This window comes from Leptolyngbya sp. AS-A5 (assembly GCF_039962495.1).
In the GTDB taxonomy this organism is placed as follows: domain Bacteria; phylum Cyanobacteriota; class Cyanobacteriia; order Leptolyngbyales; family Leptolyngbyaceae; genus Leptolyngbya.
Genome location: NZ_JAMPLL010000003.1, coordinates 57,842 through 76,269, shown reverse-complemented (window position 1 = coordinate 76,269; position 18,428 = coordinate 57,842). Strand labels below are relative to the sequence as shown.

Genomic DNA, 18,428 nt, shown 5'->3' with positions numbered 1-18,428 from the left:
CTCACTCTGCCTTTCGCCGTTGTTATGCCCAAGGTTCTTGTTTCTGATCCGATCGACCAAGTTGGAATCGATATTCTGTCGCAAGTTGCTCAAGTTGATATCAAAACTGATCTGACTAAAGAGCAGCTTGTTGAGATGATTCCAGAATATGATGCGCTGATGATTCGTTCTGGGACTCGCGTGACTGCTGAAGTAATCGAAGCCGGACGGAAGCTCAAAATTATCGGACGCGCGGGAGTCGGGGTCGATAACGTCGATGTGCCGGCAGCAACCCGAAAAGGCGTAATCGTTGTGAACTCGCCCGAAGGTAATACGATCGCGGCGGCAGAACACACGCTTGCAATGATGCTGTCCCTGTCTCGCTACATTCCCGAAGCGAATGAAAAACTCAAACAAGGCAAATGGGATCGTAAAAGCTACACCGGGAACGAAGTTTACAACAAAACTTTGGGTGTCGTTGGTCTAGGTAAAATCGGTGCTCACGTGGCAACTGTGGCACGCGCAATGGGGATGAAGCTACTTGCGTATGATCCGTTTATCTCGACCGAACGTGCAGAACAATTAGGTTGTAGCTTGGTAGAACTTGATGTCTTGTTCCAATCGGCGGACTACATTACGCTGCACATCCCCAAAACTCCAGAAACGACGAATCTGATTAACGCAGATTCGATCGCCAAAATGAAACCGAATGTTCGGATCATTAACTGTGCGCGGGGCGGCATTATCGATGAAGCCGCGATCTCTGAAGCCCTGAAAGCTGGAAAGATTGCCGGAGCCGCGCTCGATGTGTTTGCAGCGGAACCGCTCGGAGAATCGCCGCTCAAAGCGTTGGGTAAAGAAGCCGTGCTAACGCCACATTTGGGAGCATCAACCGAAGAAGCTCAGGTGAACGTGGCGATCGATGTGGCAGAGCAAATTCGGGATGTCTTGCTGGGTGAGCCTGCACGATCGGCGGTCAATATTCCGGGCTTGCGTCCCGAAATTATGGAGCAGTTGAAGCCATACTTGCAGCTTGCGGAAACGCTCGGCAAGATGGTTGGACAGTTGGCAGGAGGTCGGATTGAATCGCTGAATATCGGACTGCGTGGAGATCTAGCAACCAATCAAAGTCAGCCGATCGTGATTGCAGCGCTGAAAGGATTGTTATCGCCTGCTCTGCAAGAGCGCGTCAACTATGTAAATGCCAGCATCGAAGCAAAAGAGCGGGGAATTCGCGTGATTGAAACTCGCGATGCTTCAACCAAGGACTATGCAGGTTCGCTGCATCTGTCAGCCAAAGGAACACTCGGAGAACATTCAGTGACGGGTGCGTTGCTGGGTGACGATGAGATTCGGATTACCAGTATCAATGATTTTCCGATCAACGTTCCGCCAAATCGCTATATGTTGTTCACCTTACACCGCGATACACCGGGCATCATTGGGCGGATTGGCTCATTGCTGGGTGAATCTAACGTCAACATTGCCAGTATGCAGGTGGGACGCAAGATTGTGCGGGGTGATGCCGTGATGGTTCTGAGCATTGATGATCCGCTACCAGAGAACATTCTGAATCAAATCAAGGAAGTATCTGGAATTCGCGATGCTTATACGGTCACGCTGTAAGCGATCGTCATTGTGAGAGGGAGTCGGTTGCCCGGAATCATCCAATCGATCGTTGGCTTGATTCTCCTACTCCCTACTCCCCACCTCCCTATCCTTCACCTAATCGCGCACCCTATGTCAAACAGTTGGTGGGAAATTCAAGTTCTCTGTGATACAGCATTAGAAGAAACCGTGATCTGGCGCTTTGATAACTTTGGTTGTCGGGGTGCTTCGAGCCAAAGCAAAGGATCATCGTCCTTAGTGTCCGCCTATGTACCACAGCAACAGGTACAGCTATTAGATCTATCGGCGCTGGCATTGTTGCTAAAACAGGATGGGCTGTGTATGAAGTTGTCAGCGCCGATCGTGCAGTGGCGCATCATTGACGAAGAAGATTGGGCAAGTAGCTGGAAAACCTACTGGAAACCGCAGGAAGTCGGCGATCGATTCTTGATTAATCCGGCTTGGTTGCCCCTGCCCGAAAAGAGCGATCGAATTATAATGCAGCTCGAACCCGGAGTCGCCTTCGGAACTGGAGATCATGCCACCACGCAACTCTGCTTAGAAGCGTTGGAGATGCGGGTGGGTGCTGATTCGGAGAATGTGACGATCGTGGACATTGGCTGTGGATCGGGCATTCTCTCGGTCGGCGCATTGTTGCTTGGAGCAAAGAAAGCCTATGCGGTTGATACTGACCCACTGGCAGTAAAAGCAACCCTAGAGAATATCGAACTCAATCACATCGATTCGAGCCGATTAATTACGGCTCAAGGCAGCATTGAAGAATTGGTGAAAATGATCGATCAGCCCGTCGATGGTTTAGTGTGCAATATTTTGGCAGAAGTAATCATCGATTTAATTCCACAATGGGAGCCGCTTGTTAAACCAAGCAGTTGGGGAATCTTGAGCGGAATTTTACTCGATCAAGCAAAGCCTGTTGCGGACACCTTAGAAGCAAATGGTTGGATCGTCGCAGCACTCTGGAAACGGGGAGATTGGTGCTGCTTGAATGTGCGTCGATCATAACCCTTAACCCCGTGATTGTGGGGTCGAAGCCGTTCCCATATTCGGTGCTTTGAACTGAAATTCGTAAACAAACACTCGAATCTTATCTTCAGCGATCGCCGGAAATCGATCTGGTTGGTTCGCGTCTTTCTGCACGTACTCGATCGCTTTGTCGTTGAGAATCGGGTAGCCTGTGCTGTTGAGAATTTGCGGTTTGCGATCAGCGAGAGGCTTGCCATCCTTGCCGATGAAGATCGCGATCGCGATGGGATGCTGTTTGTAGTTGCTCAGTGGAAATGCTAACGGATAGTCAAGCTCTTTGAGCGGTTCTTGAGGCTGACGCAGGCGAACATACTCCCAAGGCGTATCTTTTGCCGTCAACTCTTCGGTGAGCTTTTGAGCCGCTTGAACGCTGTCCTGCTGGGATGTACCTTCAGGATTGTAGCGAGTTGCAGCAAGAAGCTGATCGTTTGAGGTTGTAGGTGCGGGGGATTGAGTTGTCGCAGGTGCGGGGGATTGGGTTGTGGTGGGCGCGGGGGACGGTGCTTCAGTCGATGGTGGTGTGACTTTGGCAACATCGTTCGGATTGGCTGGAGTTAAGCCCGCGATCGATGAATTAGGACTAATCGAGATATTGGGTTGCGGTGACGGTTGGGTCGTAGGTGTGGGTGCAGGAGGCTTAGGCGGCGGTACGATTCGCGGCTGTTGGGCGGCAAGTCGGCGCAGCAGTTCATTAAAGCGATCGGCTTGTGAGATCTGCGGTTGCGTGGGAGTCGGAATCGGCGGCGGCGGATTCAGGGTCACCGGGGAGTTTAAGTCGGGAATCGTGTAGAGCGGATTCGGGATAGCGGATCTGCCCTGTGCCGTGATAGGAAGCTGTGTTTTGCTGTTCGGCGGGTTTGGCACAGGCGGCAGGGCAAGCTGCGACGAGGCTTGAGGGTTGCTTCCTTGAGGCGGTTCGAGCAGGCGGACTCGTCGAACTTCTGCTTCTGGGCGCGGTTCGCTTGAGGACGTAAAGGCAGGTAAGGTGGCAAATATCAGAAGATGCGCTCCGACTGATCCCAACATTGCGAGTGCAGTAGGTTGCTGAAGGGTGTCCGGTAGGGTGCGAAAGAAGCTTGCAAAAGAAGACATAGTTAAAGCTGAGGTTGGGCGGTCAGCTTCGCTGCGCTGAAAGCGTGCGTCGCTCGAAGTTATTCAGCATTTTAGGACAGGGTGAGCGGAATTGGGGGTTGGTTTTGGAAATAGAAACGCGATCTGCTGCTCGTATAAACAAACTTTTGGGGGAGTGAGAATTGTAAATTCCCTGCCATTGTGAGACGAGTAGTGCAAATTTACCGCTATACTTTAGCAACGATTTAGTACGTTCGGGCTAACTGGAAATCACTTGATCATTTTTCGTACCAGATGTAGAGTAGTGGCTATTATGTAAACACTACTCGTAGCGCTCTTAAATCAAATTTCATTTAGCGCCAAGTCCACGAAAGGAGTCCCACATGGTTCAGGATATCACCCGTCCAAAAGAGTTCTCTGGCTCTAGTGTGCCAGATGACGACAATAGCAGTCAATTTCCGGCTTCGGCTCCTGCTGCGAATCCGGTGTTTTACAGAACCTACAGCCGCAAGCTGAGCGAAACTCGGCGCGAGTCGTGGGCGCAAGTGAGCCAGCGTACCATGCAAGGACTCGCTGACCTTGGACGGTTTACAGAAAAAGAGCAGGCATTGATTGAATTAATGCAGCGATCGATGCGCTGTTTGCCGTCGGGTCGGTGGCTCTGGGTCGGTGGCACGGCTTGGATTAATCGTTCAGAGAATTTTTCTGGCTCTTATAACTGCACCAGCACGAATTTAACCGACTGGCGAGCGTTTGGTCTGATGATGGATCTCGCCATGATGGGAAGCGGTACGGGTGCGGTGCTGGAGCACAAATATACCGATCGCTTACCCGAAATTCGCAATCGGTTGAATGTGACGATCACGCGAGAAATTGGCGAAGTGCCGGATTTCCTTAGAGCCGATCAGACCGGGGTTGAAATCGAGGGTAATTCGGTGACGATCGCGGTTGGAGATAGTCGTCAAGGTTGGGTGAAGTCGTATCAGACTTTATTGGAACTATCGAGCGACGATCGTTTTACCGCAGATGTGGAAGTTTCGATCGACTTGGGTTCCGTCCGTCCTGCGGGTGAGCGGTTGAAGGGCTTTGGCGGAGTGGCGAATCCGATTCGATTGCCTGCTTTGTATGAGCGTTGCGCTAAAGTGTTGAATCGCGCGATCGGGCGTAAACTCTCTCCGATTGAGTGCTGCTTGTTGATTGATGAAGCTGCGGCTTGCGTGGTGGCAGGTAACATTCGTCGCAGTGCGGGGATGCGTCAGGGCAGCAGTGACGATGCTGAGTTTGCGGTTGCAAAAGATAACTTGTGGCAACAAGACGATCAAGGCAACTGGCGGATTGATCCGGATCGTGATGTGTTGCGGATGGCGAATCATACTCGCGTTTATCACCACAAACCGACGCTGCAAGAATCGATCGATGCGGTTCGTAAACAGTTCTATTCGGGTGAAGGCGCAATTCAATATGCACCGGAGGCAATTGCTCGATCAAATGCGGATATCCTGAACACTCCCAAACTCAAAGCTGAATTTATCCAAGCTTATGAAGCAGGCAACGGTCAGCAGTGGATTCAGAACAGATATCCGAGCATGCCGACTGAAGAATTGGAGCATCGATTACAACGTTACGGACTTAACCCATGTGGTGAGATCCTGGGCAGTAATTTCCACTGCAATTTGTCTGAAGTCCACTTAAATCAAATTGATCCGTTGGATTACGAAGCTCAAGAGCAGGCGTTTACGGCAGGTGCGCTCTCGGTTGCAGCATTGTTGAATCATCGGTTTAATGAACTGCGCTATCAATATTCGCGTGAGCTTGATCCGATCGTCGGTGTCTCGTTCACCGGACTGTTTGATTTCTTTGTTCATGCCTTTGGTGTGGAATGGTTACGCTGGTGGGAAGCAGGTAGACCCGATACTGTCACCGGATTGCGGTTCAAAGCGCGAGAGCAAGAGTATCTATCGCGCTGGAAAGAAATTGTTCATCGGGTTGTGGGTGAATATTGCGATCGTCACGGTATCCGCCGCCCGAATCGCTGTACGACTGTTCAACCTGCGGGAACGAAGTCTCTATTAACGGGTGCAAGTTCTGGCTGGCATCCTCCGAAAGCTCAACGCTTCATTCGTCGGATTACTTTCCGTAAAAATGATCCCGTTGCTCTAGCTTGTTTGGACTATGGGTACAGCATTGTTCCATCGCAGTCGGATAAAGATGAAAACGGTAATCTGTTGAATGATCCGTTTGATCCGCGTTGTACAGAATGGTTAGTTGAAATTCCGGTCGAAGTGCCCTGGGCAAATCTTCCAGGAGCTGATCAGATTGAGATTGAGAAATTCTCGGCTTTGGCACAGATGGATTTCTATCTCCAAGTCCAGAAATACTACACGGCTCACAATACCAGCGCCACGATCGAACTTCGTGAAGATGAGATTGAAGGTCTTGCAACTCGGATTCATCAAGCGATCGAGAACAATGAAGGCTATATCAGTGCGGCATTGTTAGCGCGATTTGATGCACCGTTCCCCAGACTGCCGTTTGAGAAGATTGATAAGGCGACCTTTGATCGTTTACAAGCGGAAGTGGTAGAGCGTCGATCGATCGATGACTTTTATGCAGCGTTAGTGCGGCATGATGGCGGAGATTTAATCGAGGCAGGCCCAGCAGGCTGTGATTCGGACAAATGCTTGTTCTCTGACACCAAGAAAGAGAATGCTTAATTGATAGCAAAGGATTCCGATCTGACTCGGAATCCTTTATTTCTTATCGATTGAACGCAGATTTCACAAAGCTTCCAGCATCACGAAGCGGTTGCAAGAAAGACTGCTTAGACTGAAGAAACACGCGAGCGCAATTTCTTCCGGGCATCCCCGAAATCGAGCCGCCTGGATGTGTTCCTGCACCTGTGAGATAAAGGTTCTCGATCGGCGTTTTATAGTTAGCAATTTCCGGCAGCGGTCGAAAGAACACCATTTGTTCTAGCGTCATATCAATATGATAGTAGTTGCCTTTATATGATCCGAGCCGTTCACCAAGTTCAGCCGGACTTTCAACAGCCCGTCCGATCGTTGCCGTTTTCACATTCGGCGCATAATCCGCTAGTTTATCAACCACACGATCGGCAACTTTGTTCTTGAGTTCATCTGTCCAACCTGTGCCATTCAATCCGGTTCCTTCCACATTTTCGACTTGATACGGTGCAAAGAACTCAATCCAAACTGTGTGATGTCCTTCGGGAGCCATTGTGGGGTCGAGCATTGTCGGTTGAACAATGTACATCGATGGATCAGCATCGGGAATTCGACCGATCGCCGGATCAGTATGAGCAATCTCAACGTGCTTGACTGAATCTGCAATCAGCACTGATCCGATCAGGTATTCATCTTTGTGATCGTGATGAATAAACTTTAACGGTTCTGTCATTGCTAAATCAATTTTCAATATCGTTTCATTGTTGTTCACAATTCTACGATCGAGCCGTTCTCGCAAATGTTCATCAGCAGCATCGACCTCGCTTGGATCAATCAACTGTAAGAACACTCTTCTGGCATCAATGTTAGAGATCACACCATGTTTTGCGCGATATTCCTGACCTGTCGCCACTCGGACTCCAACTGCGCGACCGTCATCAATCAAAATCTGCTTGACCATTTGTTCCGTCAAGATCTCTCCACCCAAGCTTTTTACCAATCGCACCAATGCTGCGGTAAGTGCGCCTGTTCCGCCTTTCGGACGTGCCATTCCGGGATGATGTCGCATTGCCATCATCATCGCTCCGATCGCTAGATTCTTCTGCGAGGGTGGAACCCCCATTTCTGCGGCAAGCCGAGCCAGAGGAGCTTTTACAGTCTCGGTATCAAAATATTCATGCAGAATATCCTCTGCACTCGAAAGCATCGTTCTGACAAAATCTAAAGCTTTGTTTGTCGAACCCACAACGGATAGAAAATCTTTAACCTTCTTAACGTCATAGTTCCGAGCAATATCAATAACTGACTTTGGCGGCGCATTAAAGATCGGAATCATGGCATTGATCGTGCGCTGCCATAGATCCACAAACTCGGCATACTTTCTAGCATCTCGCTCACTATATTGAGCAATTCCCGCACAAGTTTTCTCAACGGATTGATGCGCCAGAAAATAAGTTCCATTAGGATGCGGACAAAAGACAACTGGATCGCAGTAAAGATACTCTAATCCATACTTCGTGAGTTCTAGTTCCTCAACCACCGGGCCTAAATGGATGAACTCATGATCGATCGCGCATCGATTAAACCTAAACTCTGGCAACTCTGGAATGAGTGCTTCAGTCGTTGCCGCTCCTCCCGGAACCGGACGCTTTTCCAATAACAGAACTGTGTAGCCCGCTTTAAGCAAATAAGCAGCACAGACCAAACCATTATGACCTGCACCAATGATAATCACATCGTAATTAGACATCCCGGCTCTCTCCGATCGCTAGATCTTAGCTTAGAAGAATCTATCGACAAGTTGCCTATTGTTAATTTTCTAGTACGAAGCGCCAATCTTCCCCTACCCAAAGGTGAATCTTCCAGGCTTCTGTGAGGTAACTTAGCGCACTTTTAAGTCAACCAACGGAAAGATGTTGCTTTCGGGTGGGTGCGGCAAACTCAGAATTGAATGGATGCCGATCCTAAGAATAATTAAACAAGTGGAGAACACAAAATGGTAGCAACAATGGATGATACCAAGCGTCTAGCGATCGCGATGAAGCTTGCAGACATCAAAGCTGTCCAAGAACTTCTTATTGCAAACGAACAAAGGTTCATCTCGGCAACCACTGACTCTGAGTTGGTGAAGCGTTTTCAAGATATGTTGAAGGACGACCAGAAGAACCTGGGCATCTTGGATACAGTAATTGTGCAATACGGCGTTCAGTCTGAGCCGAAAGAAACGATCGCCGAAATGGTGAAGAAGCTTGATGAAATGATGTCAGGTTCTGAACTTACCTTGTTTGAAAAGGTCTTCCAGCATGAACTGCTGAAGCACCAACAAGTAATGTCGGGGATTGTTATTCACAAAGCGGCTCAAAAAGTTGGCGCAGACATCGAAGCTGCAATCGCTCCGCTCAACACCGTTAACTTTGAAAACCGCGCTCACCAAGAGCAATTGAAAGGCGTAATCGAACTGTTGGGTGTGCGTGAACTCACCGGAATGGATGCAGATCAAGGTCTGTGGGCACGAGTTCAAGATTCAGTTGCCGCCTTGACGGGTGTTGTCGGTAGCGTTGTTACTCAAACCACCGACAAGTCTGACATGAACATTCAAGACGTGCTCCGCATGGATCACCAAAAAGTGAATGTTCTGTTTGCTGAAATCAAAGGCACTCAAGATCCTGCAAAGCGCAAAGAATTCTTCATGCAATTGAGCGGCGACCTTCGCGCTCATGCGATCGCAGAAAACGAAGTGGCTTATCCGGCAGTTCGCGGTAAGTATGCAGAAAGCGATCTGCAAGAACTGTATGATGAGCAAAATTCCTGGTTCCCCGCACTCGATGCGATGGAAAAAATGGATATGATGTCGGATGAGTTTATGTCCTCGCTGAACCGCTTGATGGACGAAATCATGGATCACGTTCGCCAAGAAGAAAGCACTTTCTTTGCTGCACTGCGCGATAACTTCAGCGATCAGCAACTAGAGCAAATCGCATCTGAGTTCAAGGCGAAGAAGAGCGAAGTTCAACGCCAAGCTGCGGGCATGTAGTTTGAGTGATGACTGTCTTCTAAATCAGGGTTTGATTTAAGGGGTTTTAAATCGGGGGGTTGGTTGCCAGCCTCCCGATTTTCTGTAGATAATCATCTTATGACTCTGGAAGAACTAATTCGCTCTCATGATCGATCGCGCTTAGAATCCTTTGCACTACAAAATCCTACTTTTGGAATTGATGCAAGCAATGTTCACGATCATATTCAGTCGCGCCTGGCACTGTTTGATCGGAGCTATAGCGCGATCGTTGAGCTTTGCACTGAACTAAAACTACCTCCTGCGCTCGATACTCTCTGGAATCTATGGCTACCCTTAGCTATGCAGATTGCAGACTGGAAACCGAGCGATCGCGCTTTAATTCAAGGCTTTTTAGGTGGGCAGGGAACGGGAAAGACGACCTTAACGCGAATGCTGACTGTGATTTTGAGTCAGCTTGGACTGCGTGCGGTTAGCTGGTCGATCGATGACTTGTATTTGTCGTATGTGGATCGGGTTGCCCTCAGAACTCTTGATCCGCGCATGATGCGGCGCGGGCCACCCGGAACGCATGATGTTCAACTCGGAATCAAGATTCTGACCCAATTTCAGCAAGGTCAATTTCCGATCGCGCTGCCTCGATTTGATAAGTCTGCCTTTGGTGGAGAAGGCGATCGTACTCAGCCGGAAATGATTGATCATGCAGATATCGTATTGTTTGAAGGCTGGTTTGTTGGAGTGCGTCCGATTGAGTCTGAATTTAGGATTGCGCCGATCGTCACCAAGGACGATCGCCAGTTTGCGCGAGATATGAATCGGCAGTTGAGGAACTATGTACCCCTATGGGAATTGCTCGATCGGTTAATTGTTCTGTATGTTCCAGACTATCAACTCAGCAAGCAATGGCGTAAACAAGCAGAACATCAAATGATCGCTCAGGGCAAACCAGGCATGAGTGATGCAGAGATTGATCAATTTGTTGAATACTTCTGGAAAGCATTGCATCCCAAATTGTTCATTACACCGATAGTGGAACAATCGAGGGATGTAGACTTAGTGCTTGAAATCGGAGCAGAACATACACTTACGCGAATCCTTTAACCATGTCAGGGATGAGCCGCTCTAAATCTAAATTTGCCGCCGCTTGAGCCAATTTTTCTACATCAGTTGGATCACTTAAATAAGGCAGCAATCCGAGAACGGGTATTCCGGTTAATCGTTCAATCAAGCTGACCGATGCCCAGTTTTCAATCTCTTCATCGGAACTCGATCGAATACAATTCAGCACAATTCCTTTCAGATGAACTTTCGATTGTCGCGCCAGTGCCACATTCGCCACCGCTTGCCCGATCGCGCCTAATCTCACAGGCACCACTAATACAGCGGGTAAATGCCAATCCCAAGCCCAATCTGCAACGGTGGTTTCATGCGTCACAGGCGATCCTAATCCGCCTAATGCCTCAACCAGCACAAAATCACGCTGGCGCCGCAACGCCTCAAACGCTTTCCAAACAGGCTCAAGGGCGACTCGCTTGCCCTCCAAATCGGCTGCGATCGGGGGCGCAAGTGGAGCCTCAAAATGCAGTGGATTTAACTCTTCTGGGGTTTGATCCAACTCAAATAATTGACGATACAGTTCACGATCGCCCACTCCCGTCTGCAATGGTTTCATTACGCCTAGAGAACGCGATTGACAATACTTTTGCCAATATGCAATCAACGCAGTCGTTAATACCGTTTTACCTGCATCAGTATCCGTTCCCGTAATTAAAAGTGCATTCGGAATCATTTCGCATCCACACTTAATGTGAAATTAGTTTCGCGATCGCTGGTGACATCCACTTGATAAGCACCACCCCGCGGGACAATGCCCTGCCACGATCGCAGATTTACTGCATCTTCAACAGGCTCCCCACTGGGGTATCTTACTGTAAACCTTGCACCTTGAGAAATATTCAGCGATAAAGCTTGGTTGGGTCGAACATTAATTAAATAACGGCGCGTTGTATTCACATCTGCTGTATTACTTACTTGGGTTCCGGTTTGACCTTGAGGAATCGTAATCACTTCTTCGGTCACAATAGGATTAGGAGATGGAGGAACTGAGGGCGACGGAGGCGTGGGCGTTTGCAGCGTCACGTTCAGCTTAAAGTCGCTCTTAGGAATTCCTTTAACGGTTCTGAGTTGTACCGTGTAGTTTCCTGTAAAGGGAAGTTCGCCAGCCCAGTTAGAAACGCGACTGGCAGCGTTATCGACTGGATCACCATTCGGAGCTAACACACTGAGCAACACGCCTTCGCTACCCAAGCTGGTATTCAAGCGCTGTCCTTGATTCGCAGGAACAATGAAGTTTAAGGTTTCATTCGATCGCAAAGTTCCACTCCGATTGACCGTTCCACCTGATAAATCTAATTGTTGACTGTAGCTCACTGGACTGGGAGTGGGAGTGGGAGTGGGAGTGGGTGAAGGGCGAGGCGTGGGAGTTTTGGTCGGAGTGGGAGAAGTTGTGATCGTTGGAGTCGGAGTGGGAGACGCAGTCGGCTGATTTGCGTTCATCAAAGCGCGGGTAATTGTCCAAGCGCCTAATCCGGTGAGCAGCACTAATCCGGTGCCGATCGCGAACACTGCCCACGGATCATCCCAGAAAGAACTGCGAGTCGGAACCGAGGAGTCGCGTGCTTGTAAGTTTGTGGGCGCAACGGTGGGAGAATTGCGATGACCAATCGCTACCGTTTCAGCACGAGAAATATTCGTGGGTGGTACGTTGGTGGGCGGTGGAGTTGCAGGCAAGGGTGCGATCGTTGCGGGGGATTGCAGCGCTTGAATCACTTCGGTTGCAGACTGAAAGCGATCGCCGACTCGATAACTCAACATTCGATTCAGCACTTGCGCGAAGGTTGGCTCTAGATTTACGAATCGCTGCCATCGCCAGGTCATTGTATTTTCGTCAAACAAATCTTGTGGCTCTCGTCCGGTGAGTAACACGACTGCCGTGACTGCTAACGCATACAAATCGCTATTCGGATAAGCGCGTCCGGTCTGCATTTGTTCGGTTGGTGCATAACCGAGTTTGCCAACCGTTGTATGTTGTTTATTGGTTTCTTGTGCCTGAATGCGAGTGGCGAGATCTTTGACCACACCAAAATCGATCAGCACGGGAAGCTTGTCACGATCGCGCAAAATAATATTATCCGGTGCAATATCCCGGTGAATAATGCCTTTGCCGTGAATGTATCCCAGCACAGGCAAAACCTGCCGAATAAGCTGCGTTACTTCACTTTCTGAAAACACATATCCCCGCGCTTTGCGTTCATCCAGAAGCGATCGATACGTGTTGCCCTCGACGTAATCTTGCACAATAAAAAAGCGCTGATCCTGCTCAAACGTGGCGCGAAACTGTGGGATTTGGGGATGCTGAATTGCATAAAGCGTTTGGGCTTCTCGCTGAAAGAGTTCTTTAGATTTCTCTAGGGCGTAAGGATTATCTTGCGGCGGTGTGAGCTCCTTAATCGCACACAGTTCGTTGAAGCGTCCTTGATCTTCTGCAAGGTATGTTCGTCCAAATCCTCCCTGTCCCAAGACGCTGAGAACGCGGTAGCGGCTTTGTAAAATCGTGGAGGCTGGAATAGGTGGCTGCATATCGATCTCGATCGCGTACAAATCACTAGAGGGACAAGAAAGAACCGGAGTTCCAAGTAATTAGTTATATCGTATTGCAGATAATTTAGATTAGGGTTCGATCGGGCAGTCGAGAACTGAAATTTCAAGGTAATCTAGGAAATCTATCGCGCGTACGATTGCCGTTTTCTGAGGTCTTACCCAATTTCCATGCACACTTTTCTTCCCATTGCGTATTTCAAGAATCAATTTGTGCCGTTTGCTGAGGCGAATTTGTCGATCGCAACGCACGCACTTCATTATGGAACGGGCGCGTTTGGCGGATTGCGCGGCATTCCTAATCCTGAAAATTCCAATCAAGTGCTGTTATTCCGGCTCGATCGACACTGCAAACGCCTCAGCAGCAGCGCCAAATTCTTGAGCTACGATTTGCCTGCGGATAAGATTGAGAGCATCATCACCGAGTTTGTGAAGAAGAATCGACCGGAGCGATCGTTCTACATTCGTCCGTTTGTCTACACTTCAGATCTGGGAATTGCACCCCGTCTGCACAATATTGAGAAAGACTTTTTTGTTTACGGGCTAGAGTTAGGCGATTACTTGTCTCCAGAAGGAGTGAGTTGCCGAATTAGTTCCTGGTATCGCCAAGAAGACCGCAGTTTACCGTTACGCGGCAAGATCAGCGGCGCTTATATCACGTCTTCGCTTGCCAAAACTGAAGCAGTTTCCTCTGGATTTGATGAAGCGATTTTGCTCAACTCGCAAGGCAAAGTGAGCGAGGCATCGGGCATGAATATTTTTGTGGTGCGAAACGGGGAATTGATTACGCCCGGATACGACCAAGATATTTTGGAAGGGATTACGCGGGACAGTATTTTGACGATCGCTCGTGATTTGGGAATCAAAGTTGTGGAGCGCCCAGTCGATAAATCAGAGTTGTTCATCGCCGATGAAGTCTTTTTGAGTGGAACCGCTGCGAAGATTACTCCAGTGAAGCGGATTGAAACGTTTGAATTTGGCACAACTCGACCGATTACCGATCGCTTACGCGAAGTGCTAACGGCTGTAACTGAAAACCGGGATGAACGCTATCGGGAATGGGTGAACACGATCGATATTGGCTAGATAGGCGATATGCAACTTTAGAGTTCAGTTGACGCTCCCACTTGCTTTAGCGACGGGACTGTCAACTGTTTAATGTCAGCTGCTTAATAAGTGCAGGAGTTCTTTCGGGTGATGAATCAAAAAATCAGGATCGTTCTGGCTCAAAATCTCAGCCGCATTTAATCCCCAAGTTGCCGCAACAGAGTAAACGCCGCTTTTTTTGGCGGCTTCAATATCGCGAGTTTCATCGCCGACATAATAAATCTGATTGGAATCAAACTTTCTGTGTCGGATGATTTTCTGAATTAATCGACTTTTACCAAATAGGGCATAATTTGCAGAAATCAGATCAAACGTAGATGTCAGGTTTTGCACCCTGAGAAACTCTTGAATGTTCTTAACAGAATTGGTTGAAACAATTCCTAAACAGTATCCTTGCTGTTTTAGTTCTAGTAATGTTTCTCGCATTCCGGGAAAGAGCTGCAAATTTGGGATCTCTTGATTTAGTTCTTGAGTAAAGCGACGAATCAGAAAAGGCAACTGCCAGACGGGAATCTGCGATCGCTTGAGGGCTTCTCTTGATCCCAAATATTTAAGTTCTTCTAAGGTTTCTTCATCAAAAGGAGAAAATCCAAATCGAATCGCTAAACGATTTGTAATTGCAATCCCAATTTCAACGCTATCAACAATGGTTCCGTCAAAATCAAACAAAATAACTTTCACAGGTGAAGTTCAAAAATCGCAAGAATAGGGTTAATCTTCATTTACAGTCTAATCAATTTTCATGTCAGTCTGAATCACTCCTCTCAGAATTCTTTAGGCTGAATGGGTAGAGATCTTAGCACCACGTTCTTTCTCTATTTTGCCAGTTTAATATTTGCGAGGAACTGTATTATGTCGCAACATCATGCTGCTGAACTGTTTAAAGCGGTTCAAAAAGATCATGCGCTCAAAGTTCGCTTACAAGCAACGAGCGATCCTGAAACCTTTGTCAAGATTGCCAACGATCGCGGTTACGCAGTCACTGAGTCGGAGGTGGAGGAGTGGGTCAATCGTTTTCCTGCGTCGGAGCTTGCGGCTTTGTTTAATCCAGGAGTGGGTGGGCGACAGCGTTTGATTCCCCGATAGGTGAGGAGCTACTGTATACACACATCTCTTTCCCGCTTCGTTGTTATCGGTTTCAGCCCCTTAAATCCCCCAATTTGGGGGACTTTGAACTTGAAGAAATCATCGCATTAGAAACCTCTTTTTTCCTCAAAGTCCCCCAAATTGGGGGGATTTAGGGAGAGAAGGGGTTAGGGGATGAGGGCAGCAACCGCCGCAAACGGAGAGAGAACACACTCCAATTCAGCAACGCCACCAAAATAAGCTAAGCTGAATTCCGATTCTGTTGCTGATTCTCTCCATGCGCCACTCTGCTTTGCTTGTTTGCCTGCTGTTGGTTGGATGCACCCAGTTAGAAGTGGCAAAATCGCCCCCTGCTGACAGCCCTAAACCTGAAGAAGCCAGCCGTAAAGTTGTATTTCCGCCTCCTGCGCCAACGGCACCGCTAGCTCTTGCACCCACTACCCCTGATCCCAATACCAGCGCGATCGTTCAGCAATATCTCTCAAAGCTGTCGGCGCAAGGGTATTCGCAAGCGAATCAAGGTATTTGGATTCAATTGGGTGATACCTTACTGGCAAATCATCAAGGCACAAAGCCTTTGTCGGCTGCTTCCTTAACCAAGGTTGCAACGTCTCTGGCTGCACTGCAAACCTTTGGCGCGGATCACCGATTTGAAACGGTGATTGGAACAACTGGAACAGTTGAAAACGGCATTGTTAAAGGAGATTTGATTGTTCGGGGTGGGAGTGATCCGTTTTTTGTTTGGGAAGAAGCGATCGCGCTGGGTAATGCGCTGAATCAGCTTGGCATTAAACAAGTCACAGGTGATCTGATAGTGACTGGACAGTTCTTTATGAACTTCGAGACAGATTTGGGCAAGGCAGGAACATTGCTCAAAGAAGGATTGAATTCAAAAACTTGGTCGGGTGAGGCGATCTCGCAACATCAAACGCTTCCTGCTGGGACTTCGAAGCCTCAGATTGCGATTGCGGGTCGTGTTAAAGTCGCCGCGAATCCTCCGCAGTTTACACAGATTGCGACACACCGATCGCTACCTTTAGCAGAACTTTTGAAGAAGATGAATCGCTTCAGCAATAACGCAATGTCAGAAATTGTTGCAAGCTCGGTTGGAGGTGCAAAAGTTGTTTCACTCAAAGCAGCACAAGCAGCAGGTGTGCCTCAGAATGAAGTCATTTTAGTCAATGGTTCAGGTTTGGCGGTTGAAAATCGCATTTCTCCGCGGGCGGTCTGTTCGATGTTTCTGGCGATCGATCAGTTGCTTAAGCCTGCCAAGATGACGATCGGGGACATTTTCGCGATCGTGGGTAATGATCAGGGCATTCTTGACGGGCGTAAGCTGCCAACTGGATTAGTGACAAAATCCGGTAGCTTAAACGAAGTGAGCGCACTCGCAGGAGCATTACCGACCAGTCAAAAAGGCATTGTTTGGTTTGTGATCATGAACGGTGGTGGTGCAAACTTAGAAGGCTTTCGGGCAGGGCAAGAATCATTGCTGAATACCTTGTCAAATCAGTGGGGACGAGTGCCAACGGCTCCAAATGAGCTTGCATCCAATCGCGATCGAGCGAATCTTAAATCTGTGATTGAGAAAGCAAACTAGCTCATAGCGGGTGGTACATCATTGACGATCGCGCCCCCCGCTGTAAGTTCGAGTCGCCGCCCTCGCCATTCTACAGTATTGCCAAAGAAGCTATAACACCACAGACAGAAGCTTAAACAATCACGCAGGGGCACAAGTAATAGAAGTTGTTTCGCGATCGCGTCTTGCAAGCAATTCACTCCAATCAACCAAGCCGCACAGTACCTCACTGTCCAAGTTGTAATTAGGACAATCCAACCGAGAACAGAAGCTTGTGTCATTGTGAAAAATAACAAACTGCTGATGGTTCCGTAAGTGAAAATTAATCCAAAATAACTCGACGATCGAGCAAATCGTGTGTTGCGAAACCAGCGTGTTTGATGCTTTAAAAGTTCTGAAATTGTTGCCGTTGAAAGAGCATGATCAACGACATACTCTGAAAGTACAACTTTATAACCTGCTTTCGCTGGGAGATAGCCAAGCTGAAAATCATCTCCGATATAGTTCACGATCGCCTCAAATCCTCCAATCTCAGCTAAGACAGATTGCCTGAGTGCGATCGTTGCGCCAAACGCGAACGCCATTCCCTCAAGCTTTCGAGCCACAAGCACACCTGGAAAGAATTCCGTTGAAATACTCAAGGCTTCAAATGCAGAAATGAGATTTTGAGAGCGTGATCGATACATACAAGTGACAACGCCAACGGTTGAATCACTCAAAGGCTGTATCACTTGCTTAAGATAGTTCGGATCAACCCAAATATCACTATCTGCCAGAACTAAAAGGTCATGCTTTGCTTTGAGGGCAATGTTATGTAAGTTATTTACTTTGGGATTGATGCCGATTGCGGTTGGATCAATCACGAATTGAATGTCTTGGTCGGGAAAGTCTTGGATTAATTGCTGGACGATCGCAGTACAAGGATCATGCAGATCTTGGGTTCCAAAGATGATCTGATAGTTCGGATAGTCTTGTTTGCAGAATGATGCAAGATTCTCATAAGTGTTCTCATCAAGTCCACAGACGGGTTTGAGGACTGTAATGGGGGGCTGAAAATCAAAATTCTGCTCGGACTTAGCGCTAAAGAACTGTATGGCAGCCGCGATCGAAAACAGATAAAAAATAACGGTTGATAGACTCAGAACAAAAAAGATTGCAAGAAGCAAAGTTCCTGCAATCTGAATTAGGCTTGGAACAAGCGGGTCATTCATCTGGATTTAACCGATCGACACAAGCGCGACACCCACACCGACTAAAATCGTTCCAAGCAGTCGAGCGCGTGAGATATTTTCGTGCAGAATGAAACGTGCACCAAATAGGCTAACCACATAGGTCAGAGAAGTTGAGGGATAGACCAAACTCAGATTTGCCCAACTCAACAGAGAAATAAATAGAAAGAAGCCGACTACTGTAGAAAAGATGCCACAGCTAATTTGAAAGTTATTGAACACATGCAACAATCGGCGCGGTAATGTTTTCAACGGAAATGGATGAAACTCGCCCATCTGCTTCATGCCTGCGCTGATGAAGATATTGCCGATCGAGTCTGCAAAGACGAACCCTAATAATGCAATCCAAACTCTCGTATCCATGATGCCCC

15 protein-coding genes are annotated in these 18,428 nt (G+C 48.2%); 8 read left to right on the top strand and 7 right to left on the bottom strand.

Going from position 1 to position 18,428, the window contains the following annotated elements; genetic code table 11:
* Positions 1–24: 24 nt before the first annotated feature.
* Both serA and prmA read left to right on the top strand, forming a co-directional pair.
* Positions 25–1,605 (top strand): phosphoglycerate dehydrogenase, encoded by a 1,581-nt coding sequence (gene serA / locus NC980_RS05005; RefSeq protein ID WP_190377687.1) that lies wholly within the window; start codon positions 25–27, stop codon positions 1,603–1,605.
* A gap of 114 nt (positions 1,606–1,719) precedes the next feature.
* The gene (gene prmA, locus NC980_RS05000; RefSeq protein ID WP_190377686.1) at positions 1,720–2,610 is read left to right on the top strand and encodes a 50S ribosomal protein L11 methyltransferase; all 891 of its coding nucleotides are present in this window, start codon (positions 1,720–1,722) and stop codon (positions 2,608–2,610) included.
* A 3-nt stretch (positions 2,611–2,613) separates the two neighbouring features.
* Here the strand turns inward: prmA and NC980_RS04995 are convergent, their stop codons facing one another.
* A complete protein-coding gene (locus NC980_RS04995) occupies positions 2,614–3,723 on the bottom strand; it encodes a hypothetical protein (protein WP_190377685.1) in 1,110 nt (369 codons plus the stop codon).
* A 362-nt stretch (positions 3,724–4,085) separates the two neighbouring features.
* On the opposite strand from NC980_RS04995, the gene nrdJ reads away from it, so the two are divergent.
* Positions 4,086–6,416, top strand: coding sequence for a ribonucleoside-triphosphate reductase, adenosylcobalamin-dependent (nrdJ, locus tag NC980_RS04990; RefSeq protein ID WP_190377684.1), 2,331 nt, complete (start codon positions 4,086–4,088; stop codon positions 6,414–6,416).
* 43 nt (positions 6,417–6,459) lie between these two features.
* Here nrdJ and crtO read toward each other — a convergent pair whose 3' ends face one another.
* Positions 6,460–8,136, bottom strand: a complete 1,677-nt coding sequence (crtO, locus tag NC980_RS04985; protein WP_190377683.1) for a beta-carotene ketolase CrtO — start codon at positions 8,134–8,136, stop codon at positions 6,460–6,462.
* Between the two features lie 246 nt (positions 8,137–8,382).
* Between crtO and NC980_RS04980 the strand changes: the two genes are divergently transcribed.
* Complete coding sequence (locus NC980_RS04980) at positions 8,383–9,420, top strand: hemerythrin domain-containing protein (protein ID WP_190377682.1); 1,038 nt, start codon at positions 8,383–8,385, stop codon at positions 9,418–9,420.
* A gap of 99 nt (positions 9,421–9,519) precedes the next feature.
* Positions 9,520–10,500, top strand: a complete 981-nt coding sequence (locus NC980_RS04975; RefSeq protein WP_242027047.1) for a glycerate kinase — start codon at positions 9,520–9,522, stop codon at positions 10,498–10,500.
* Here NC980_RS04975 and bioD read toward each other — a convergent pair.
* Positions 10,484–11,188, bottom strand: coding sequence for a dethiobiotin synthase (bioD, locus tag NC980_RS04970; RefSeq protein ID WP_190377681.1), 705 nt, complete (start codon positions 11,186–11,188; stop codon positions 10,484–10,486). The genes NC980_RS04975 and bioD overlap by 17 nt on opposite strands.
* Positions 11,185–13,038, bottom strand: a complete 1,854-nt coding sequence (locus NC980_RS04965) for a serine/threonine-protein kinase (RefSeq protein ID WP_190377680.1) — start codon at positions 13,036–13,038, stop codon at positions 11,185–11,187. The genes bioD and NC980_RS04965 overlap by 4 nt, the downstream gene beginning before the upstream one ends.
* A 189-nt stretch (positions 13,039–13,227) precedes the next feature.
* On the opposite strand from NC980_RS04965, the gene NC980_RS04960 reads away from it, so the two are divergent.
* A complete protein-coding gene (locus NC980_RS04960) occupies positions 13,228–14,142 on the top strand; it encodes a branched-chain amino acid transaminase (RefSeq protein ID WP_190377679.1) in 915 nt (304 codons plus the stop codon).
* A gap of 75 nt (positions 14,143–14,217) precedes the next feature.
* Here NC980_RS04960 and NC980_RS04955 read toward each other — a convergent pair whose 3' ends face one another.
* Complete coding sequence (locus tag NC980_RS04955; RefSeq protein ID WP_347272621.1) at positions 14,218–14,844, bottom strand: HAD-IA family hydrolase; 627 nt, start codon at positions 14,842–14,844, stop codon at positions 14,218–14,220.
* 171 nt (positions 14,845–15,015) lie between these two features.
* Here NC980_RS04955 and NC980_RS04950 point away from each other — a divergent pair, with 171 nt between their 5' ends.
* Together NC980_RS04950 and NC980_RS04945 are read left to right on the top strand one after the other, a co-directional pair.
* On the top strand, positions 15,016–15,249 hold the full coding sequence (locus NC980_RS04950) for a Nif11-like leader peptide family natural product precursor (RefSeq protein WP_190377678.1): 234 nt from the start codon (positions 15,016–15,018) through the stop codon (positions 15,247–15,249).
* Positions 15,250–15,526: 277 nt separating this feature from the next.
* Positions 15,527–16,849 (top strand): D-alanyl-D-alanine carboxypeptidase, encoded by a 1,323-nt coding sequence (locus tag NC980_RS04945; protein WP_190377677.1) that lies wholly within the window; start codon positions 15,527–15,529, stop codon positions 16,847–16,849.
* On the opposite strand, the gene hpnI is transcribed toward NC980_RS04945, so the two are convergent.
* Complete coding sequence (gene hpnI / locus NC980_RS04940; protein ID WP_190377676.1) at positions 16,846–18,039, bottom strand: bacteriohopanetetrol glucosamine biosynthesis glycosyltransferase HpnI; 1,194 nt, start codon at positions 18,037–18,039, stop codon at positions 16,846–16,848. The genes NC980_RS04945 and hpnI overlap by 4 nt on opposite strands.
* A 6-nt stretch (positions 18,040–18,045) precedes the next feature.
* A complete protein-coding gene (locus NC980_RS04935; protein WP_190377675.1) occupies positions 18,046–18,420 on the bottom strand; it encodes an EamA family transporter in 375 nt (124 codons plus the stop codon).
* Positions 18,421–18,428: the final 8 nt, after the last annotated feature.